This is a genomic window from Nonomuraea sp. NPDC049684 (assembly GCF_044465345.1).
Lineage (GTDB): Bacteria > Actinomycetota > Actinomycetes > Streptosporangiales > Streptosporangiaceae > Nonomuraea.
Map to the genome: position 1 here is coordinate 274,796 of NZ_JBITLO010000014.1, position 20,987 is coordinate 295,782.

General features: G+C 71.8%; 18 protein-coding genes and 1 tRNA gene. 4 read left to right on the top strand and 15 right to left on the bottom strand.

The genetic code is table 11. The features are described from left to right. Nucleotides 1-95 precede the first annotated feature (95 nt). Nucleotides 96-1,394, top strand: a complete 1,299-nt coding sequence (locus ACIBST_RS36695; RefSeq protein ID WP_397178161.1) for a PHB depolymerase family esterase — start codon at nt 96-98, stop codon at nt 1,392-1,394. A gap of 139 nt (nt 1,395-1,533) precedes the next feature. Then, nucleotides 1,534-2,016, top strand: a complete 483-nt coding sequence (locus ACIBST_RS36700; protein ID WP_397178162.1) for a hemerythrin domain-containing protein — start codon at nt 1,534-1,536, stop codon at nt 2,014-2,016. Nucleotides 2,017-2,060: 44 nt separating this feature from the next. Here ACIBST_RS36700 and ACIBST_RS36705 read toward each other — a convergent pair. Then, nucleotides 2,061-2,133 (bottom strand) — tRNA-Ala (locus ACIBST_RS36705). A gap of 66 nt (nt 2,134-2,199) precedes the next feature. Next, nucleotides 2,200-3,111, bottom strand: a complete 912-nt coding sequence (locus ACIBST_RS36710; RefSeq protein ID WP_397178163.1) for a TetR/AcrR family transcriptional regulator C-terminal domain-containing protein — start codon at nt 3,109-3,111, stop codon at nt 2,200-2,202. Between the two features lie 155 nt (nt 3,112-3,266). Between ACIBST_RS36710 and ACIBST_RS36715 the strand changes: the two genes are divergently transcribed. Further along, nucleotides 3,267-4,454 carry an FAD-dependent monooxygenase gene (locus ACIBST_RS36715; protein ID WP_397178164.1) on the top strand — a complete coding sequence of 396 codons (1,188 nt, stop codon included), beginning with the start codon at nt 3,267-3,269 and terminating at the stop codon, nt 4,452-4,454. A 9-nt stretch (nt 4,455-4,463) separates the two neighbouring features. Here ACIBST_RS36715 and ACIBST_RS36720 read toward each other — a convergent pair whose 3' ends face one another. The 3 genes from ACIBST_RS36720 to nadD all read right to left on the bottom strand — a co-directional run bounded on the left by ACIBST_RS36720 (nt 4,464) and on the right by nadD (nt 6,194). After that, nucleotides 4,464-5,093 (bottom strand): histidine phosphatase family protein, encoded by a 630-nt coding sequence (locus ACIBST_RS36720; protein WP_397178165.1) that lies wholly within the window; start codon nt 5,091-5,093, stop codon nt 4,464-4,466. Then, nucleotides 5,090-5,485 (bottom strand): ribosome silencing factor, encoded by a 396-nt coding sequence (gene rsfS / locus ACIBST_RS36725; RefSeq protein ID WP_125639389.1) that lies wholly within the window; start codon nt 5,483-5,485, stop codon nt 5,090-5,092. Before rsfS ends, ACIBST_RS36720 begins: the two co-directional genes overlap by 4 nt. Before the next feature lie 91 nt (nt 5,486-5,576). After that, the gene (gene nadD / locus ACIBST_RS36730; protein WP_397178166.1) at nt 5,577-6,194 is read right to left on the bottom strand and encodes a nicotinate-nucleotide adenylyltransferase; all 618 of its coding nucleotides are present in this window, start codon (nt 6,192-6,194) and stop codon (nt 5,577-5,579) included. Nucleotides 6,195-6,281: 87 nt separating this feature from the next. On the opposite strand from nadD, the gene ACIBST_RS36735 reads away from it, so the two are divergent. Further along, nucleotides 6,282-7,313, top strand: a complete 1,032-nt coding sequence (locus tag ACIBST_RS36735; RefSeq protein WP_397178167.1) for a M48 family metallopeptidase — start codon at nt 6,282-6,284, stop codon at nt 7,311-7,313. A gap of 21 nt (nt 7,314-7,334) precedes the next feature. Here the strand turns inward: ACIBST_RS36735 and ACIBST_RS36740 are convergent, their stop codons facing one another. The 10 genes from ACIBST_RS36740 to ACIBST_RS36785 all read right to left on the bottom strand — a co-directional run bounded on the left by ACIBST_RS36740 (nt 7,335) and on the right by ACIBST_RS36785 (nt 20,926). Continuing rightward, entirely contained in the window at nt 7,335-9,350 is a 2,016-nt protein-coding gene (locus ACIBST_RS36740; protein ID WP_397178168.1) for a protein kinase, read from the bottom strand. A gap of 91 nt (nt 9,351-9,441) precedes the next feature. Beyond that, nucleotides 9,442-9,618, bottom strand: coding sequence for a hypothetical protein (locus ACIBST_RS36745; protein ID WP_352325645.1), 177 nt, complete (start codon nt 9,616-9,618; stop codon nt 9,442-9,444). A 50-nt stretch (nt 9,619-9,668) separates the two neighbouring features. Next, on the bottom strand, nt 9,669-10,952 hold the full coding sequence (locus ACIBST_RS36750; protein ID WP_397178169.1) for a glutamate-5-semialdehyde dehydrogenase: 1,284 nt from the start codon (nt 10,950-10,952) through the stop codon (nt 9,669-9,671). A gap of 10 nt (nt 10,953-10,962) precedes the next feature. Then, on the bottom strand, nt 10,963-12,084 hold the full coding sequence (gene proB / locus ACIBST_RS36755) for a glutamate 5-kinase (protein ID WP_397178170.1): 1,122 nt from the start codon (nt 12,082-12,084) through the stop codon (nt 10,963-10,965). A 323-nt stretch (nt 12,085-12,407) separates the two neighbouring features. After that, nucleotides 12,408-13,760 carry a GTPase ObgE gene (obgE, locus tag ACIBST_RS36760; RefSeq protein ID WP_397178171.1) on the bottom strand — a complete coding sequence of 451 codons (1,353 nt, stop codon included), beginning with the start codon at nt 13,758-13,760 and terminating at the stop codon, nt 12,408-12,410. 137 nt (nt 13,761-13,897) lie between these two features. Further along, complete coding sequence (rpmA, locus tag ACIBST_RS36765) at nt 13,898-14,155, bottom strand: 50S ribosomal protein L27 (RefSeq protein WP_012893687.1); 258 nt, start codon at nt 14,153-14,155, stop codon at nt 13,898-13,900. Nucleotides 14,156-14,170: 15 nt separating this feature from the next. Next, nucleotides 14,171-14,473, bottom strand: a complete 303-nt coding sequence (rplU, locus tag ACIBST_RS36770) for a 50S ribosomal protein L21 (protein ID WP_055506260.1) — start codon at nt 14,471-14,473, stop codon at nt 14,171-14,173. 208 nt (nt 14,474-14,681) lie between these two features. Beyond that, nucleotides 14,682-17,966: an Rne/Rng family ribonuclease gene (locus tag ACIBST_RS36775; protein ID WP_397178172.1), complete on the bottom strand. Its 3,285-nt coding sequence runs from the start codon at nt 17,964-17,966 to the stop codon at nt 14,682-14,684. A 144-nt stretch (nt 17,967-18,110) separates the two neighbouring features. After that, nucleotides 18,111-18,863, bottom strand: coding sequence for a TIGR03936 family radical SAM-associated protein (locus ACIBST_RS36780; RefSeq protein WP_397178173.1), 753 nt, complete (start codon nt 18,861-18,863; stop codon nt 18,111-18,113). A 152-nt stretch (nt 18,864-19,015) separates the two neighbouring features. Next, a complete protein-coding gene (locus ACIBST_RS36785; RefSeq protein WP_358283962.1) occupies nt 19,016-20,926 on the bottom strand; it encodes a TIGR03960 family B12-binding radical SAM protein in 1,911 nt (636 codons plus the stop codon). Nucleotides 20,927-20,987: the final 61 nt, after the last annotated feature.

The window sequence follows — 20,987 nt, forward strand, 5'->3', positions numbered from 1 at the left end:
CGGCCCAGGTCGGAGCCAGGCGGGCAGTCCGGCCATTGCGCCTCCGAAAGTTTCTCTTCATACTCGCAATATTTCAGGCGAACGAGAGGAACCCGATGAACCTGAGAGCTCGACTGGCGGGCGCCGCGATCGCCGTCGCCGCACTCGCCGTCGCGGGCCTGGTCACCGCTCCCCCGGCCGCCTCGGCGCAGCTCACCGAGGTGACCGGATTCGGCGCCAACCCGACAGGTCTGCGCATGCACCTGTACGTCCCGGACGGCGTCGGGACCCGGCCGCCGCTGCTCGTCGCCGTGCACTACTGCACCGGCTCCGGCCCCGCCTTCTACTCCGGCACGGAGTTCGCCTCGCTCGCCGACCGCCACAAGTTCATCGTGATCTACCCCTCGGCGACCAGGAGCGGCTCCTGCTTCGACGTCTCCTCCCCGCAGGCGTTGCGGCACGACGGCGGCAGCGACCCCGTCGGCATCGTGTCCATGGTCCGGTACGTCCAGCAGCGGTACGCCACCGACCCCGCCCGCACGTACGTGACCGGCGCCTCCTCCGGCGGCATGATGACGAACGTGCTGCTGGGCGACTATCCCGACGTGTTCCAGGCGGGAGCGGCGTTCATGGGCGTGCCGTTCGGCTGCTTCGCCACCACCGACGGGTCGAGCTGGAACAGCGCGTGCGCGAACGGCCAGCTCACCAGGACCCCGCAGCAGTGGGGTGACCTGGTCCGCGCCGCCTACCCCGGCTACACCGGCCCCCGTCCGCGCATGCAGGTCTGGCACGGCACCGAGGACGCCACCCTGCGCTACCCGAACTTCCAGGAGGAGATCAAGCAGTGGACGAACGTCCACGGCCTGACCCAGACCCCGAGCCTCACCGACCAGCCCCGGCCCGGCTGGACCAGGACCAGGTACGGCAGCGCGGGGACGACCGCGCCGGTCGAGGCGGTGAGCGTCCAGGGCGTGGGGCACAGCCTGCCCACCGCCGGAATGGCCGCCGCCGCCCTCGCCTTCTTCGGCATCACCGGCAGCGGCCCGACCCCCACGCCCACCCCGACGCCGACGCCCACGCCGACGCCCACGCCGAACCCGCCGGGCGCCTGCCGCGTCTCCTACACCACCAACGCCTGGAACACCGGCTTCACCGCCGCCGTCACGATCACCAACACCGGCGCCACGGCCCTGCCCTCCTGGGCGCTGAGCTTCACACTGCCCGCGGGCCAGACCGTCACCTCGGCCTGGAACGCCACGATCTCCCCCGCCACGGGCCAGGTCACCGCCAGGAACGTCGCCTACAACGCGACGATCGCGCCCGGCGCCTCCACGTCGTTCGGCTTCCAGGCCACCCACACGGGCGACACCGCCCCGCCGGCCGCCTTCACGCTCGGCGACACCCCCTGCGCCTGACGCCGGGACACGCCGCTCCAGGGCCGGGTCTCTCCGGGGCTCGGCCCGCCGAGTTGATTCGCCGCGAAAAGCATGATCTGATCCCGGATCAGCGTCGCAGTGCACCCGGCCAGGAGACCGCCGCGGGCATGGAGGCGCCGTGACATCGGACCCGACCATGAACGACCTTCCCGAGCCGGCCCGCCGTCTGGCGGCCTTCGGCAACCAGCTGATCGACGTGCACCTCCGGCTCCGCGAAGAGCTGGCCAGGCTGCGCGAAACCGCCGGCCGCGGCGGCTCCCTGCGCGACCTGCGCACCCACTGCCTGGCCTTCTGCTCGGCGATCACCACCCACCACACCGGCGAGGACGCCACGGCCTTCCCGGTGCTCGCCGCCGAGTTCCCCGAACTGCGCCCCGTCCTGGAGGAACTAAGCCGGGACCACGAGCAGGTGGCCGCCATCCTGCGCGACCTGGAGACCCTGCTGGCCGCCGATGCCCCTGGCCCGCGTGACGTGCGCACCGAGCTGGACGGCCTGTCGGCCCTGCTGGAGTCGCATTTCGTCTACGAGGAGAAGCGGATCGTCGCCGCCCTCAACGCCCTGCCCGCCACGACGTGGCGGGATCCGGCGTTCCTGGACTGACGCGCGGCCGGGCTCGACGGCCCGGACCAGGGAAACAATCTGTGTGGAGCTATGGGGATTCGAACCCCAGACCTCCTCCATGCCATGGAGGCGCGCTACCAACTGCGCCATAGCCCCTGGTCACCGCTGCGGGATCACCCGTTGCGGCGCTCCGAGAGCATATAGCCATCCGCGCCCTTTCGCCTAATCGCCCGGCCGCCGTCCCCGCTGCGCCCGCGCCACCAGCACGGACAGCCCGTCGAGCTGGCTGCGGAGCCCGAACTCGAAGACGGAGTCCAGGTCCAGCTCCACCCCGGGAGCCGTGACCACCTTCGCCAGGGTCGGGAAGGCGCCGGAGGCGAACAACCGGGCCATCTCCCCCTCGTGCTCGCTCAGCCAGTCGTCCTCGGTCACCCCGGTCTCGGTACGCGCCTGGAGTTCCGCCTCCAGCGCCACGGCGGCGCCCCGGACGAAGTTCACCAGGGACACGGCGGCGTGCAGCATGGCGCCGGCGTCGAGGCCGAGCCCGTCCAGTGCGCGCAGCAGCCGTTCGGTGGAGGCCATGCCGTTGGGCACGAGCTGCGGCCGGGTCAGCGAGACCGCCTGCGCCAGCCACGGGTGCCGCAGGTGCATCCGCCACAGCTGCCGGAGCTCCAGCTCCAGCCGGGCCCGCCAGGCGCGCGGCGGCTGCCCGGCGGGCGGCTCCTCGCCGTAGACGGCGTCGATCATGAGCCGGACGAGCTCGTCCTTGCCCGCCACATGCCGGTACAGCGACATGGCCGAGGCGTCGAGCTCGGCGGCCAGGCGGCGCATCGACACGGCGGCCAGCCCCTCCCGGTCGGCGACCCTGATCGCCGCGCGCACGACGCGCCGCCCGGTGAGGTCCTGCGCCGCCCGCCGCACGGGGCCGGCGACGACGGTCCCGACCCCCGGCACGGCCCGCGTGAGCCCTTCCTCGCGCAACCTGCCGAGCGCCCTGGTCGCGGTGGCCATCGCCACGCCCCACTCCCGGATGATCTGCCGGGTCGAGGGCACCTTGTCCCCCGGCGCCAGCTCGCCGGCGGCGATGCGGTCGCGCAGCTCCTCCACGATCCGCAGATACACGGGCCGGTCCACGGCCACCCCTTCCGATGCACTAGTGCACCAGGCCCGGCGCACCCGCCGGCACCTCCTCGCCGCACTAGTGCGCCGGGTGCCCCTCTTGCCTGGTGGAAATCCCGAACCTACGGTACGCGTACAACGTACATGGCGCACTACCCAAGGAGGCCGCTGTGCAGGCCGTACTCATCTCCGGCGGCGGCGTCGCCGGTCCCACGCTCGCCCACTGGCTGGCCCGCGCCGGGTTCCGGCCGACCGTCGTCGAACGCGCCCCCGCCCTGCGCACCGGCGGCCAGGCCGTCGACTTCCGCGGCGCCCCGCAGCTGGAGGTCCTCAAGCGCATGGGCGTGCTGGACGCGATCAGGGCCGCCCAGACCGGCATGGGCGACATCGCCATCGTCGACGGCGACGGCAGGCGGCTGGCCAGGCTGCCGTCGGAGGTGTTCAGCGGCGACGTGGAGATCCTGCGCGGCGACCTGACCCGCATCCTGAACGAGGCCGCCCCCGCCGAACGCCTCCTCGGCGACTCGATCACGTCCCTGACCGAGCGCCCCGACGGCGTGCACGTGACCTTCGAAAAGGCCGCGCCCCGCACGTTCGACCTGGTCGTCGGCGCGGACGGCATCCGCAGCAAGGTACGCGAACTGGCCTTCCCTGCCGCCCCTCTGCGCCATCTCGGCTTCTACGGCGCCGTCTTCTCCGTCCCCGGCACGTACGGGCTGGACCACGACGGACTGATGCACAACGTGCCGGGCCGCTGCGCCACCGTCGTCAGGACGAACGGCCGCACCCGGGCCTCGCTCGACTTCGCCACGCCCCCGCTCGACGTCGGCCACCGCGACCAGGCGGCGCAGCGGGCCCTGGTGGCGCAAGCGTTCCGTGGGGTGGGCTGGCAGGTGCCGTCCCTGCTGGCGGCCATGGAGGAGGCCGAGGACTTCTACTTCTGGCAGGCCGCCCAGGTCGTCCTGCCCCGGTGGTCGTCCGGCCGGGTGGCGCTGGTCGGCGACGCCGGGTACGCCCCCGGTCCGGGCGGCATGGGCACGGGGCTCGGGATGGTGGGCGCGTACGTGCTGGCCGCCGAGCTGGCCGCGGCCCCCGGCGACCACGCCGCCGCCTTCGACGCCTACGAGCGGCGGATGCGACCGTACGTCGAGGTGTGCCAGAAGCAGGCCGAGGGGGCCGACAAATACCTCGTGCCGGGCACGCGGACGCGGATCCGGCTGCGGAACCAGATGATGCGCATGCTGCCGTACCTGCCGGGCAAGGGCATGGTCAAGCGGATGACGGACAAGGCCGCGAGCGCCGTCACGCTGCCGGACCACCCCCGGCAGGGCGCTCGCCGCCCCGCGCAGCCGGCCTGAGCCGGTCGGCTACGCCTCCGCGTCAGGGCGGTCGTCGCTGCTGATGGGCTCGGGAAGGGTGCCCGCGTTGTGTTCGAGCAGCCGCCAGCCCTGACGGCCCTCCTGCAGCACCGACCAGGAGCAGTTGCCCAGCCCGCCCAGCGCCGGCCACAACTCCTCGGGCAGGCCGAGCAGCTCGCAGATGCCGAGGCGCAGCGCGGCACCGTGCGAGGCGACGACCAGGAGCCCGTCGTCGTCGAGCCGGGACGCCCACTTGCGCATGGAGGCGGCCACCCGGGTCGCGACCTCCGAGACGGGCTCGCCGTCGGGGGCCTCCCAGGCGATGTACTCCTCGGGCCAGCGCGCGGCGATCTCGTCGCGCGTCAGCCCCTCCCACTGGCCGCCGCCGCGTTCGCGGAAGTCCTTGTCGACGGTCACGTCGAGCCCCACGAGCCTGCCGAGCGCCAGGGCCGTGTCATGGGCGCGCTGGAGGTCGGAGGAGACGATGAGGGTGGGCCGCAGCGAGGCCAGCAGCGAGGCGGCCCTGGCCGCCTGCGCGACGCCGGTCTCGTCGAGCGGGATGTCGGAGTGGCCCTGGAAGCGGTGCTCCACGTTCCACAGGGTCTGTCCGTGGCGGAGGCAGACGATCCGCCTGCTCAACTGCGGGCCCGCTGCATGTTGGCGAGCATGACGCTCTCCGGCAGCCCGATGGCCGGGCAGTCCTTCCACAGGCGCTCGAGCGCGTAGAACGTGCGGTCTTCCTCATGCTGGACGTGCACGACGATGTCGATGTAGTCGAGCAGCACCCAGCGGCCCTCGCGCTCGCCCTCGCGGCGCACGGGCTTGGCGTCGGCCTCGGTGCGCAGCCGGTCTTCGATCTCGTCGACGATGGCGCGGACCTGGCGGTCGTTCGTGGCGGAGCAGAGCAGGAAGGCGTCGGTGATGACGAGCTGCTCGCTCACGTCATAGGCGAGGATGTCATCGGCCAGCTTGTCGGCCGCGGCCTCGGCGGCGATCTGGACGAGCTGAACGGATCTGTCGGATGCGGTCACGATGCGGGTCTGTCCTCCTGTGTCGGCAGCATGCCCATATACCGAGGGTACCCTTCCAGGCCGAAACCCCTCACCCACGGCGCGGAGAGCTTCAGCCTTCCCCGTGATACAACCCTCGTTTGTTGATGTACTGCACGATTCCGTCCGGCACCAGATACCAGATCGGCTCCCCCTTGGCCACCCGCTGACGGCACTCCGACGACGAGATGGCCAGCGCGGGGATCTCCAGCAGGGTCACCCTGCCCTCGGGCAGCCCGGGGTCGTGCAACGTGTGCCCGGGGCGGGTGCAGCCCACGAAGTGCGCCAGCTCGAACAGCTCGTCGGCGTTCTGCCAGCCGAGGATCGCGCCGAGCGCGTCGGCGCCGGTGATGAAGTACAGGTCCGTCTGCGGGCCGTAGACGTTGGAGATGTCCCGCAGCGTGTCGATGGTGAAGGTGGGGCCGGGGCGGTCCACGTCCACCCTGCTCACGGAGAAGCGGGGGTTGGAGGCCGTGGCGATGACCGTCATCAGGTAGCGGTCCTCGGGCGCCGACACCTCGCGTCCGGACTTCTGGTACGGCCGCCCGGTCGGCACGAACACGACCTCGTCGAGGTCGAAGTGATGGGCGACCTCGCTTGCTGCGACCAGGTGGCCGTGGTGGATGGGATCGAAGGTCCCGCCCATCACACCCACCCGCCGCTTCCCCTTGACACCAGGCGCGTTCATCATGAGTCGGACCCTACGCGGACGCGGTACCCGAACATGACGGCACCCCCCTTGGTGATGTCCGCGCATCACATCCGTTGCGGACGTAGCATGCCGGGCATGACGACCACCCCGGACCGCAACCGCGTCCAACTGCCCGGCATCTCGTCCCGAGCCTACGAACACCCCGCAGACCGGTCCGCCCTGGTCGCTCTGCGGAAGTTGAGTGGGTTCGACACGGTTCTTAAGCAGATGTCCGGTCTTGTGAGTGAGCGCCGCCTTCGCCTGATGTACCTGGCGTCGTCCGTGCGCGTCAGCGAGACCCAGTTCCGCTCCCTGTACGACATGGGGCGCGACGCGGCCTACATCCTCGACCTGCACCGCATCCCGGAGATCTACGTCCAGCAGGACCCGAACGTCCAGGCCAAGGCCATCGGCTTCGACGACCCGTTCATCGTCGTCACCACCGGCCTGCTCAACCTCATGGACGAGGAGGAGCAGCGCTTCGTCATCGGCCACGAGACCTCGCACATCCTGTCCGGTCACGCGGTCTACCGGACGATGCTCGACATCCTCACCCGCCTGGCCACGCGCGTCGCCTGGATCCCGCTCGGCTACATCGGGCTGCGCGCGATCGTCGCGGGCCTGGAGGAGTGGTACCGCAAGTCGGAGCTCTCCTCCGACCGCGGCGGCCTGCTGACCGCCCAGAACCCCGACTCGGCCAAGCGCGCGCTGATGAAGCTCGCCGGCGGCGCCTACACCCACGAGATGAACATCGAGGCGTTCCTGGCCCAGTACCAGGAGTACGACACCGCGGGCGACCTGCGCGACGGCTTCCTCAAGGTGCTCAACCTGCTCGGCACCACCCACCCGTTCGCCGTGGTGCGCGTCGCCGAGCTCGACAAGTGGCAGCGCAGCGGCGAGTACGACCGCATCATCGGCGGCGACTACCCGCGCAGGGAGGACGACGCCAACGCCCGCGTCACCGACGAGATCAAGGCGGCGGCCGAGTCCTACCGCGCCTCCTGGTCCCAGTCGCAGGACCCGTTCATCGGCGTGCTGCGCGACGTGGCCGAAGGTGCGGTGAACGCGGGCGAGCGCATCTTCAACCGCTTCTCGCGCCGCGACGGCGGCCAGGGCTGACCGGCCGGCCGTCCTCGCCGCCTACAGCAGGAGGGCGATCGCGCGCACGGCGGCCGCGCACAGGGCGACAAACCCGCCCAGCACGGCCAGTGCGCGCAGCCCTTCCCTGCGCAACTCCGGCAGCTTGCCGCCGATCCGCTCGATCTCGCGCCCGGTGATACCGCCGCACAACATGCCGAACACCACCGCCGCGACCGTCACGGGCGCCGGCTGCTGCCACCAGTCGGAGTCGATCTGACCGCCACCGGTCACCCAGAGCGCACCGCCCGACGCCACCGCGACGGGCACTCCCGGCCACACCACGGCGGTCGCCGCCGCCCCGGTCAGCGCGAACGGGAACAGCAACACGCGCAGCGCGATCCGCATGCGACGCGCGCTGCGCTTCCTGACCAGCCAATGACTCATCCAGAGCGTCCTGGTCAGCACCACGAACGCCGTCGTGATGGCGATCGAGGCGATCGGCCAGATCACCGACGTCACCACGCACGGCACCGCCAGCACCGCGAGCAGCAGCAGAGCCGTATTGCCCGCGGGCAGCGTGGTCGGCGCCTCGCCCCTCAGCCTGGCCCGCCGGCCGTCCTGTGACCTGCCCCGCACGGCCGCGGTCGCCCGCGCGCGCGGGCCCGTCTTGGGGTCGGCGCCAGTCCTGGTCCGGGGCGTGGCGGCCTTGCCGTCGGTGCTCGTCCTGGTCCGCGGCGGCGGAACCGCGCCGTCGGCCCTGACCCGCGTCCCGTCGGCGCCGGTCCTGGCGCGCGTGCCCTCCGTGCCGGTGCGGGTGCGGGCGCCCTCCGTGCCGGTCCTGGCGCGGACGCTCTCGGTTCCCGGCCTGGGGCGGGTACTCTCCGTTCCCGGTCTGGGGCGGGCGCTCTCCGTACCCGGCCTCGGGCGGGGGCCGGAGGCAGGTCCGTCGGCGCCCGTCCTGGGGCGCGCTCCGGGGTTGACGCCGTCCGTGCCGGGCCTGGGGCGCGCGGCCGAGGCGGCGCCGTCGGCCCGGTTGCGCGCCGCAGGCGGTTCCGTCCGGTTCCTGGGGACGGGCGTCTTCCCATCCCCGCCGGTACGCGTGCGCGGCACGGGCGTCTTCCCGTCGGTGCCCGTACGGCCGCGCGGCACGGGCGTCTTGCCCTCCGTGCCGGCCCGGCCGCGGGGCGCGGGGACCTCGGCCGTCGAGCCGTTCGCCCGGCTTCGTGCGCTCTCGCCCCTGGACGCCTCCTCGGCGGCCGCCGACGCGTCGCCGTCGGGGTTGTTCGTGGCCTTGGCCAGCCGGGACAGCCGGTCGGCCAGCAACGCCGCGGTGGGCCGCTTGCCGGGCTCCCGGTTGAGCGCCGCCCGCACCAGCGGCAGCAGCGCCACCGGGACGCCCTTGAGGTCGGCCTGCCCGTTCAGCACCGCGTACATCTGCGCCTCGGCCGTGCCGCGCCCGAACGTGGGCCGCCCGGTCGCCGCGAACGCCACCGTCGCGGCCCAGGCGTGCACGTCGGCGGGCGAGTCGACCTGCTCGTCGGCGAAGATCTCCGGCGCGGTGTAGCCCGGCGTGCCGAGGAACGTGCCCGTCATGGTGAGCCGGGTCGCGTCGAGCACCTGCGCGATGCCGAAGTCGATGAGCACCGGCCCCTCGGTGCCCATGATGATGTTGCCCGGCTTCAGGTCGCGGTGCACGACCCCGGCCGCGTGGATGATGGCCAGCGCCGCGGCGATGCCCTGCGCCATGTGCACGAGCTGGCCCAGGTCGAGCGGCCCGCTCTGGCGTACGCGCTCCAGCAGCGTGGCGCCCTCGATGTGCTCCATGACCAGGTAGGGCCGGGCACAGCTCAGGTCGGCGTCGAGCACCTTGGCCACGTAGGGGCTCTCGACCCTGCGCAGCGCGCGCACCTCGCGCTCCAGCCTGACCCGGGACATCTCGTCCTCGGCCAGGTCGTGGAGGACCTTGAGTGCGACCTGCTCGCCACGGCGGGTGGTGGCGAGGTAGACCTCGCCCATGCCGCCTCGGCCGAGCCGCTCGACCAGGCTGTACGGCCCGACCTTGCCGAGCTTGCTCACCGTCCCTCCCCGCCCGGCGCGCCCATAAGGGACACAACCCTAGCGCTGGGACGACAGTTGACGCCCGCGGCGCGCCGGAGCCGTTGAACCTTTATCGGGGTGAACGGTCGGAGAGCATGCTGTCGAGCTCGGCCGTGGGTTCCTCGGCCAGGGGCTTGCGGCCCTTCCTGCGCCAGTTGACGTGACCGCGGCTCTCCAGCCAGAGCAGCAGACGGTCGGCGCCGAACAGCACCGCGGCCGAGAAGACAAGGGCGACGACAATTTCCATGACACCCAGTCAACCGAGGCCGCGGGCCGCCGGTCAGCCCGACACGCCGACTAACCGCAAGCCGGTCCGGGCACCACAGTGCCTTCTGACGTGCGCAGATGCCCTTCTCCCGTGTAGATCCACTTGGTGGAGGTCAGCTCCGGCAGGCCCATCGGGCCACGCGCGTGCAGCTTCTGCGTGGAGATGCCGATCTCCGCGCCGAACCCGAACTCGCCGCCGTCGGTGAACCTGGTCGAGGCGTTCACCGCCACGGCCGCGGAGTCCACGAGCGAGACGAAGCGGCGGGCGGCCGGCTGCGACCGGGTGACGATCGCGTCGGTGTGCCCGGAGCCGTAGCGCCGGATGTGGGCCACGGCCTCCTCCAGCGAGCCGACGACGGCGGCGGCGATGTCGAGCGACAGGTATTCGGTGCCGAAGTCGTCGTCGGTGACCGGCACGACCTCGCCGTAACCGGCGATGCGCTCGTCGCCGTGGACGGTCACCCCCGCCTCGGCCAGCGCCCGCAACGCCCTCGGCACGAACGCGTCGGCCACCTTCTCGTGGACGAGGAACGTCTCGGCCGCGTTGCACACCGACGGCCGCTGCGCCTTGGAGTTGACCAGGATCTGCACGGCCAGGTCGAGATCGGCCTCCGCGTCGACGTAGACGTGGCAGTTGCCGACGCCGGTCTCGATCACCGGGACCGTCGACTCCTCGACCACCGAGTTGATCAGCGCCGCGCCGCCGCGCGGGATCAGCACGTCGACCAGCCCGCGGGCGCGCATCAGCTCCTTGACCGACTCCCGCGTCGTGCCGGGCACGAGCTGCACCGCCCCGGCGGGCACCTGCGTGCCCGCGAGCGCGTCCTGCATGATCCGCACCAGCGCCGTGTTGGACGAGTAGGCGCTAGACGAGCCCCTGAGCAGCACCGCGTTGCCGCTCTTGAGGCAGAGCGCGGCGGCGTCGACCGTGACGTTGGGACGCCCCTCGTAGATGATGCCGATCACGCCCAGCGGCACCCTGAGCTGCCGCAGCTCCAGCCCGTTGGGCAGCGTGCTGCCCCGGACGACCTCGCCGACCGGGTCGGGCAGGTCGGCCACCTCCCGCACGGCCTCGGCGATGGCCCCGATCCTGGCCTCGTCGAGCCGCAGCCGGTCGATCATCGCCTCGGACGTGCCCTGGGCCCGCGCCCGCTCGACGTCTTCTGCGTTGGCCTCGACGATCTCGGCCGCGTGCGCGACCAGGGCGTCGGCGATCACCCGCAACGCCCGGTCCTTGGGCGCCCGCGGCAGCGGGGCCAGCTCGGCGGCGGCCTCTCGTGCCGCGCGGGCTACCTTCAGGAACTCCTCGGACATCGCGTGCTCCTCACTGGTGACGGGGTTCCAGTATGACGATGTCGTCGCGGTGGATCAGCTCGCGTTCATATTCCGGACCGAGCGCGCTGGCCAGCTCCTTCGTGGAGCGGCCGAGCAGCCCGGGGATCTCCACGGCGTCGAAGTTGACCAGGCCGCGCGCCACCACGCCGCCCTGCGGCCCGCACAGGTCGACCGGGTCGCCCGCGGCGAACTCGCCCTCCACGGACGTCACGCCGGCGGGCAGCAGCGACTTGCGCCGGCCCACGATCGCCTCGACCGCCCCCTGGTCGAGGTGGAGCCGGCCGCGCCCGGTGGTGGCGTGGGCGAGCCACAGCAGCCGCGTGCCGGGGTGCCGGCCGCCGGGATGGAAGTAGGTGCCGATGTCGGCGCCGGTGAGCGCCTGGGCGGCGTGGGCGGCGGCGGTGAGCACGACCGGCACTCCCGCGCCCGTGGCGATCCTGGCCGCCTGGACCTTGGTCACCATGCCGCCGGTGCCGACCGCCGCGCCGTTCCTGCCCAGCTCGACGCCGACCAGGTCCTCGGGGCCGCGCACCTCGGCCAGCCGGCGCGAGCCTGGGCGGCTCGGCGGGCCGTCGTAGAGGGCGTCGACGTCGGACAGCAGCACCAGCGCGTCGGCGTGGATCAGGTGGGAGACCAGCGCGGCGAGCCGGTCGTTGTCGCCGAACCTGATCTCGTCGGTCGCGACCGTGTCGTTCTCGTTGACGATCGGCACGATGCCCAGCTCCAGCAGCCGCGCCAGGGTGCGCTGGGCGTTGGCGTGGTGGGCGCGGCGCATCATGTCGTCGGCGGTCAGCAGCACCTGGCCGACGCGCAGGCCGTACCGGGCGAAGGAGGAGGTGTAGCGCGCGACCAGCACCCCCTGGCCGACGGAGGCCGCCGCCTGCTGGGTGGCCAGGTCGCGTGGCCGCGCCGACAACCCCAGCGGGCCGAGACCCGCCGCGATCGCTCCCGACGACACCAGCACGATCTGCGCCCCGGCACGCCGCCGCGCCGCCAGGACGTCCACCAGGGCGTCGACCCGGTCGACGTCGATCATGCCCTGGGGGGTGGTGAGCGAGGAGGAGCCGACCTTGACGACGACCCTCGACGCTGAGCTGATCTGTTCCCGCACGCCTGACAGCCTATCCGCGCCCCACCCCCACCCCCGTCCCCCTTCACCCTCCGCAGAACCGCAGGAGAACGGCGGCAGCCCCCGCACGCCCCCCGCCTTCAGAACCTCCACCCCGGGAAACCTCAGCGGCCCACCGCAGGGCAACCGCCCACTGCGCCCCCTGGGAAACCCCAGCGGGCCCGCCGGCTGCAGTCATCCCAGAGGACGGTCACCAGCCGACGAACACCTCAATGACGGTCACCTCAAACGACGGTCACCAGCCGGCGAGCCACGGCCACGCCATGCGACGGCCACGCCAACACGACCGTCACCACCGGCAGCGGTCAGCCCAGGCGGTTGTCCGAGCCGCGTGGCCCCTGTCGCACCGACTCGGCGCTGAGCGTCGGCTGCCAGTCGAAGACGTATCCGCCCTCCATCGGCCCGATGACCACCTCGGCCCCCGCCTTGGCGCCCGCCTTGACCAGCTCGTCCTCCACGCCGAGCCGTTCGAGCCGGTCGGCCAGGTATCCGACGGCCTCGTCGTTGCTGAAGTCGGTCTGCCGGATCCACCGCTCCGGCTTCTCGCCGGTGACCTGGAACAGGTTCTCGTTGACCCGCCGCACCTTGAACCCGGCCTCACCGAGCTGCTTGGGCCTGATCACCAGTCGGGTCGGCTCCTCGACCGGCTTGTTGGCCCTGGCCGCCGCCACCCACTCGCCCATCGCGTACGTGAGCTCCCGCAACCCGTCGTGCGTGGCCGCCGAGATGACGAAGACCTGCAGCCCCCGCTCCTCGAACTCGGCCCTGACCAGGTCGGCCAGCTCCCGCGCGTCGGGCACGTCGGCCTTGTTCAGCACGATCATCCGCGGCCGGTCCTCAAGCTTCCCGTACGCCCGCAGCTCGGCCTCGATCACCTCGTAGTCGGTGACGGGATCGCGCCCCGGCTCCATGGTCGCGCAGTCGATGACGTGCACGAGCATGTCGCAGCGCTCGACATGGCGCAGGAACTCGTGCCCGAGCCCCTTGCCCTGCGAGGCCCCCGGGATCAGCCCGGGCACGTCGGCGACCGTGAACACGTTCTCGCCGGCCGTCACGACCCCCAGGTTGGGGATGAGGGTGGTGAACGGGTAGTCCGCGATCTTCGGCTTGGCCGCGCTCAGCGCCGCGATCAGCGACGACTTGCCCGCGCTGGGGAACCCGACCAGCGCCACGTCGGCGACGCTCTTGAGCTCCAGCATGACGTCGAGCCCGTCGCCGGGCTCCCCCAGCAGCGCGAACCCGGGCGCCTTCCGCCGGGCATTGGCCAGGGCGGCGTTCCCCAGCCCGCCGTGACCGCCCTGCGCGATGACGTACCGGGTGCCGGCCCCCACGAGGTCCACCAGCACCTCACCGGTGTTGGCGTCCTTCACCACGGTCCCGTTCGGGACGGCGAGGATCACGTCGTCGCCGTTGGCGCCGTCGCGGTTGGAGCCCTGCCCCTGCTTGCCGTTGTCGGCCTTGCGATGGGGACGGCGGTGGTAGTCCAGCAAGGTCGCGGTGTTGGGATCGACCTCAAGGATCACGTCGCCGCCACGGCCGCCGTTCCCCCCGTCGGGGCCGCCGAGCGGCTTGAACTTCTCCCGGTGGATGGAGGCGCACCCGTTCCCTCCGTCACCGGCCTTGACGTGCAGGACCACCTGGTCCACGAAGTCCGGCATCCAGCTCTCCTCCATCAAGCCCACCAGGGCATACAAGATCAATCACAACCTGGCGCCCCCGCAGGGCCCCCAGAAAACGCCTAAGGGGTGGATCGACAGGCGATCCACCCCTTGAAGCAACACCGAAGCGAAGCTGATTACTCCGCGACGGGAACGATGCTGACGGCGCGACGACCGCGCTTGACGCCGAACTGCACGTGGCCGGCGGCCAGCGCGAACAGCGTGTCATCGCCACCGCGGCCGACGTTGTCGCCGGGGTGGAAGTGGGTGCCACGCTGGCGAACGATGATCTCGCCCGCGTTCACCAGCTGGCCGCCGAAGCGCTTGACGCCCAGGCGCTGAGCGTTGGAGTCACGGCCGTTCCGGGTGGACGACGCGCCCTTCTTGTGTGCCATCTCTCAAACTCCCGATCAGGCCTGGTCGATACCGGTGATCTTCACCTGGGTGTACCGCTGGCGGTGACCCTGGCGCTTCTTGTAACCGGTCTTGTTCTTGTACTTGAGAATGCGGATCTTCGGGCCCTTGGTCTCACCGAGGATCTCGGCGCTGACCGTGAACTTGCCCGCCTCGGTGGTCACATCGCCGTCGTTGACGACGAGCACCGTCGGCAGCGTAACCGAAGAGCCGACCTCGCCGGCGACCTTGTCCACCTCGAGGACGTCACCGACGGAGACCTTCTGCTGCCTGCCGCCGCAACGAACGATCGCGTACACCGCGGAACCCTTCTACTGACTCGCTGTTGCCCTCAGCCGCCCCGCATCGAGGCGGCCGCCGAATGCTGCGCCTATCATTCGGCCTGTCTCAAACCGACGAACCGAGTAAGCGCGCCAACAGGGCACGTCACCTGACGCACCGATTCACCAGGGTACCGCTTAACGGTGCCCTAGGCGAACCGGACGGATCGTCGGAAGCCTGCCGAGGCTACTCGGCGGACTTGGCTCGGCGGGAGCGTCGCCGCCCTCTGCCGGAAGTCTGGCTGGCCTGGTCGTCCTCAGCCGGGACGTCATCAAGCGCACCGGTCACGGTATCACGGCTGCCGGAGTCCTTGGCCGCGGAAACCTTGTCCGAGACCGCCTTCTCGATCGCCATCTTGCCCTGCGTGCCGCGCGGCTCCGGCTTCGTCTCGACCGGCTCGGTCGAGACGATCAGCCCGCGCCCGTTGCAGCACTCACAGGCCGTCGAGAACGCCTCCAGCAGCCCCTGACCGACCCGCTTACGCGTCATCTGCACCAGGCCCAGGGAGGTCACCTCGGCGACCTGGTGCTTGGTCCTGTCGCGCGCCAGGCACTCCAGCAGCCGCCGCAGCACCAGATCGCGGTTGGACTCCAGCACCATGTCGATGAAGTCGATCACGATGATGCCGCCGATGTCCCGCAGCCGGAGCTGGCGCACGATCTCCTCGGCCGCCTCCAGGTTGTTCCTGGTGACGGTCTCCTCAAGATTGCCGCCCTGGCCGGTGAACTTGCCGGTGTTGACGTCGACGACGGTCATCGCCTCGGTACGGTCGATCACCAGCGAGCCGCCGCTCGGCAGCCACACCTTGCGCTCCAGCGCCTTGCCCAGCTGCTCGTCGATCCGGTACGACTCGAACACGTCGCCCTGCCCGGTGTCCCAGCGCGACAGGCGCTCGGCCAGGTGCGGCGCCACGTACTTGACGTAGTCGTCGACGGTGTCCCAGGCGTCGTCGCCCTGCACGACCAGCGAGGTGAAGTCCTCGTTGAACACGTCGCGCACGACCCGGATCGTCAGATCGGGCTCGGCCGACAGCAGCTCGGGCGGGCTGGCCGACTTGGCCTTCTTCTGGATGCTCTCCCACTGGGCCGACAGCCGGGCCACGTCGCGGGCCAGCTCGTCCTCGGAGGCGCCCTCGGCCGCGGTGCGGACGATCACACCGGCGTTCTCCGGCATGACCTTCTTCAGGATGCTCTTGAGCCGGGTGCGTTCCTTGTCGGGCAGCTTGCGGCTGATGCCGGTCATCGACCCGTCCGGCACGTACACCAGGTAACGGCCGGGCAGGCTGATCTGCGAGGTGAGCCGGGCGCCCTTGTGGCCGATCGGGTCCTTGGTGACCTGCACCAGCACCGACTGGCCGGACTTCAGCGCCGACTCGATGCGCTTGGGCTGGCCCTCCAGCCCGGCGGTGTCGAAGTTCACCTCACCGGCGTACAGGACGGCGTTGCGCCCCTTGCCGATGTCCACGAACGCGGCCTCCATCGACGGCAGCACGTTCTGGACCTTGCCCAGGTAGACGTTGCCGACGTAGGACTGGCTGGCCTCGCGGTTGACGTAGTGCTCGACGAGCACGCCGTCCTCAAGGACCGCGATCTGCGTACGGTCGCCCTGGCGGCGCACCACCATCATGCGGTCGACGGACTCGCGGCGGGCCAGGAACTCCGACTCCGTGATGATCGGCGGACGCCTGCGGCCGAGCTCGCGCCCCTCGCGGCGGCGCTGCTTCTTGGCCTCCAGGCGGGTCGAGCCGCGCACGCTCTGCACGCCGTCGGTGGCGGTCTCCAGGGAGGCGGCACGGCCGGAGCGCGGCGCGCGGATGCGCACCACCGTGTTCGGCGGGTCGTCGCTGGAGGGCTCCAGCGTCTCCTCGGTGCCGCGGCGGCGACGACGGCGACGGCGGCGCGAGCCGGCGGCCTCTTCCTCCTGGGCCTCCTCGCCCTGGTCCTCGCCTTCCTCCTCGTCGCCTTCCTCGCCGTCCTCGGCCTCGTCACGCTCGCGCGACTTGCCGCGGCCCCTGCCGCCGCGACGGCGACGCCGGCGACGGCCGCCGCCCTCCTCCTCTTCCTGCTCCTCGGAGGTGTCGACGTCGCCCTCGTCCTCGACGAGGGTCTCGTCGACCAGCTCCTCGATCTCCTCGGGCTCCGGCTCCGGCTCGGGCCGCCGGATCACGGCGGGCTTGCCCTGGCTGGGGTCGGGGGCCTGGAACAGCGGCGCGAAGATGGCCGCCGGACGCTGGAACGCCGTGCCCGGCTCGTCGTGCCTGCGCGCGTTCAGCCCGAAGGGGTCGGCGAGCAGGCTCGGCCGGTCGACGTCCTCGTCGAGGTCCTCGCCGGCGGGCTCGTCGTCGAGCGGCTCGTCCTCGGGCAGGATCTCCAGGATGTCCTCGTCGGCCTCCTCGGCGGCCTCGGGCACGGTGACGGCCACCTCGACGTCGGAGGGCGTCGCGACGACCTCGACGTCGGCGCCCGCCGGCGCCTCCACGACGACCTCTTCGGCCTTCTTCCGCGTACGCCGCCGCTTGGGCGCCTCGGCCTCCTCCTCCGGGAGCGCTCCCGCGACCTCCGGCTCGGCCTTCTTCGTCGTACGGCGGCGCGTCGTGGTCGCGGTGGACCGCGTGCGCGTGGCCCTCTTGGGCTTCTCCTCGGGAACGTCGGCGGCCTCCACCGCGGCCTCGGCCACGGCGGCCTCGACCACACTGGCCACCTCACCGGCACCGGCCGGGCCACCCGCGTACGCGGGGCTCTCGGCCTCCGGCGCGCCCGGACTCCGCACCACCGGCGCCACGACGGGCTCAGCCGCACCGGCCACCCGCCCGGCAGCCTCCCGCCGTTCGACGACCGGCGCCACGACGGGCTCCACGGCGGACTCCACAGCGGGCTCTGCCGACGTGCCGGCATGCGAGGCGGCAGGGCTCTCGGCCTGCTGCGGCGCCGGCCCCTCAGGCACGACGGCCCCGGCCCCACGAGGCGCGCCGACGCCGGTCACGGCACCTTCAGGCGCGCCGACGCCGGTCGCGACACCCTGGGGCGCGCCGACGCCGGTTGCGGCACCTTCGGGCGCGCCGCCCACGGCGGAGGCGCCCTGCGGCGCAGCGGCTCCAGCCACGGCGCTCTCGGGCGCGCCGGCCTGTGCCTGAACGCCCGCCGGGCCGCCCTCGGCGGCTCCGGCCTGGCCTGTCGGCGCTTCGGGCGCCGCCGCGCGGGCCCGGGTTCTGCGGCCGCGCCCGGCATCGGGCGCGGGCTCTCCGGCGGCACGCTGCACGGCGTTGGTCTGCACCGGTTGCACGTCGGCAACCGACGGCGCGGCCTGGGCGGCCGCGACGGTGATCGGGGCGGTGGCGGCCGGCTCCTCCGGCAGCTCCGGCGGAGGACCCGCCGGGCGGCTCGCGGAACGGCGGCGCCTGGTCACCTTGGGCTGTTCAGTTGTCTCCCCGTCAGGGCCAGTGGCCCCGGCGTTGGGCTCGTTGTCGAGCATGCGGGCGCTCTCCCGTCAGCTCCCGGGCGCGTCGCCGCGCCGCGCAGGAGCCCTCGTGTCTCGTTGTCCGCCCCCGCCTCCGGAAAGGAGACGCGGGCGCCAAGTCCTGTCAGCGGTGGCGCCCCGCTCGCGCAGGGCACCTCCTTAGCCGACGACGTGCTCACCCGCCGGTCCCGCCTCGCCGCCGCGCGTCATATCGCGGTCAAGGCCGAGCGGGTCGGCAAGCGCACCGGTACCGGCGTCGAGCGGCCCCTGCGCCAGCCTGGTCACCTCGGGGGGAACCGGCGGCGCGAAGTCGGCCACAAGGCGCAGCCCTGTGAGCACATCATCGGGTCGAACGGCAGGCGTCATGTGCCGAACAACCATGCGCAGTATGACACACGTCTGTCCTGGCACCTGAGCTGCGGTTCTGTCTGTTCCCTCGGACACCACGAGCCCCAGGACGGCCTCCCGCGCGTCGAAGCGCCGTGGGCCCTTCTTGGTGAGGCGCTCGACCTCCACGGTGCCCGCCGCGAGGAACTTCTCCACCGCCGTCTCGGCGAGTTCGCGGTCGGCCCCGGGCAGGCGTACCTCCCAGTCGGAGACCTCCAGGCGGTCGGCCAGCCCCCCCGGGCCCGCCTGCACGACGTCGAGCACGTCGAGACCGGGCGGCAGTGACGCGTCCAGGCTGGACTTGACCTGCTCGGGGTCGCACAGCGTGGTGACACCGATCTCGAGGTATTCGGCCTCGCTGGCGACGCCGGTCGGCGCTGCGCCCGCGTAGGAGATCTTCGGATGGGGCGAGAAGCCCGCGCTGAAGGCCACCGGAATGCCGGCACGGCGGACCGCCCTCTCGACGGCCCGCGAGATGTCGCGGTGACTGGTGAAGCGCAGACGTCCGCGCTTGGCGTAACGCACACGAAGGCGCTGCACCGTAGGCGCGGGCGGAGGCCCGTCGGGAACAGGTTTCAGAGCTTTGCGTCCTTCCCTTGTAAGAGTTCCTTCTCCCAGGATAAGCCGCCGCGACACGTGTACGTGTACGCCGTGACACGGCTCGCCCACTGAGCGCGCTAGACCACTGTGAGAGGAAGGAGCTTGCGCCCTGTCGGGCCTATCTGGATCTCGGTGCCCATGGTCGGGCAGACCCCGCAGTCGTAGCACGGGGTCCAGCGGCAGTCTTCGACCTCGCCGCCGGACACGGCCTCCTGCCAGTCCTGCCAGAGCCATTCGCGGTCGAGCCCGGCGTCGAGGTGGTCCCACGGAAGGACCTCGTTCTCGGCCCGCTCACGCGTGGTGTACCAGTCGACGTCGACGCCCGCCTTCTCGGCGGCCTGCATCCATCTGTCGTAGGAGAAGTGCTCGCTCCACCCGTCGAACCTGCCGCCGGCCTCCCAGACGGCCCTGATCACCGCGCCGACCCTGCGGTCGCCGCGCGAGAGCAGGCCCTCCACGATGGACGGTTTGCCGTCGTGGTAGCGGAAGCCGATGGCCCGGCCGTACTGCTTGTCGCCGCGCAGTGAGTCGCGCAGCGCCTTGAGCCGCCGGTCGACGGTCTCGTGGTCGGCCTGCCCGGCCCACTGGAACGGGGTGTGCGGCTTGGGCACGAACCCGCCGATGGAGACGGTGCAGCGGATGTCGCGGCTGCCGGTCGCCTCACGGCCCGCCTGGATGACCTTCTTGGCCAGGTCGGCGATGCCGAGCACGTCTTCGTCCTGCTCGGTGGGCAGGCCGCACATGAAGTAGAGCTTCACCTGCCGCCAGCCCTGCGAGTAGGCGGTGGTGACCGTGCGGATGAGGTCTTCCTCGGTGACCATCTTGTTGATCACCTTGCGCATGCGCTCGGAGCCGCCCTCGGGGGCGAACGTGAGACCCGAGCGCCTGCCGTTCCTGGAGAACTCGTTGGCCAGGTCGATGTTGAACGCGTCGACCCGGGTCGAGGGCAGGGACAGCGAGGTGTTGGTGCCCTCGTAGCGGTCGGCCAGGCCCTTGGCGACCTCGCCGATCTCGGAGTGGTCGGCCGAGGACAACGACAGCAGGCCGACCTCGTTGAAGCCGGACTCCTTGATGCCGTTGTCGACCATGGCGCCGATCGTGGTGATCGAACGCTCCCGCACCGGACGGGTGATCATGCCCGCCTGGCAGAAGCGGCAGCCGCGCGTGCAGCCGCGGAAGATCTCCACGCTGAACCGCTCGTGCACCGTCTCGGCCAGCGGCACCAGCGGCTTCTTCGGGTAGGGCCACTCGTCGAGGTCCATCACGGTGTGCTTGTGCACCCGCCACGGCACCTCGGACCTGTTGGGCGCGACCCGCTTGATGCGCCCGTCGGGGTGGTAGTCGACGTCGTAGAACTTCGGCACGTAGACGCCGCCGGACTCGGCGAGCCGCATCAGCAGCTCGTCGCGCCCGCCGGGACGCCCCTCGGCCTTCCACTCGCGGATGACCTCGGAGATGGCGATCGAGATCTGCTCGCCGTCGCCGAGCACGGCCGCGTCGAGGAAGTCGGCGATCGGCTCGGGGTTGAAGGCCGCGTGACCGCCGGCGAGCACGATCGGGTCGTCCTCGCCCCGGTCTACCGCGTTGAGCGGGATCCCGGCCAGGTCGAGCGCGGTCAGCATGTTGGTGTAGCCCAGCTCCGTCGAGAACGACAGGCCGAGCACGTCGAAGGCGCGCACCGGCCGGTGGGCGTCGACGGTGAACTGCGGCACGCCCTCGGCCCGCATGAGGGCCTCCAGGTCGGGCCAGACCGCGTAGGTGCGCTCGGCCAGGGTTCGGGGCAGCTCGTTGAGGATCTCGTAGAGGATCGCCACGCCCTGGTTGGGCAGCCCGACCTCGTAGGCATCCGGGTACATCAGCGCCCACCGCACGTCGGCGGAGTCCCAGTCCTTGACGGTCGAGTTGAGCTCACCCCCGACGTACTGGATGGGCTTCTGCACCTTGGGCAGCAGCGCTTCCAGGCGGTGGAATATCGACTCGACAGGCATACCGTCCAGGGTAGCGGCGCGCGGACGGTGACAAATCCGGCCCACCCGCGGACGGCCCCCG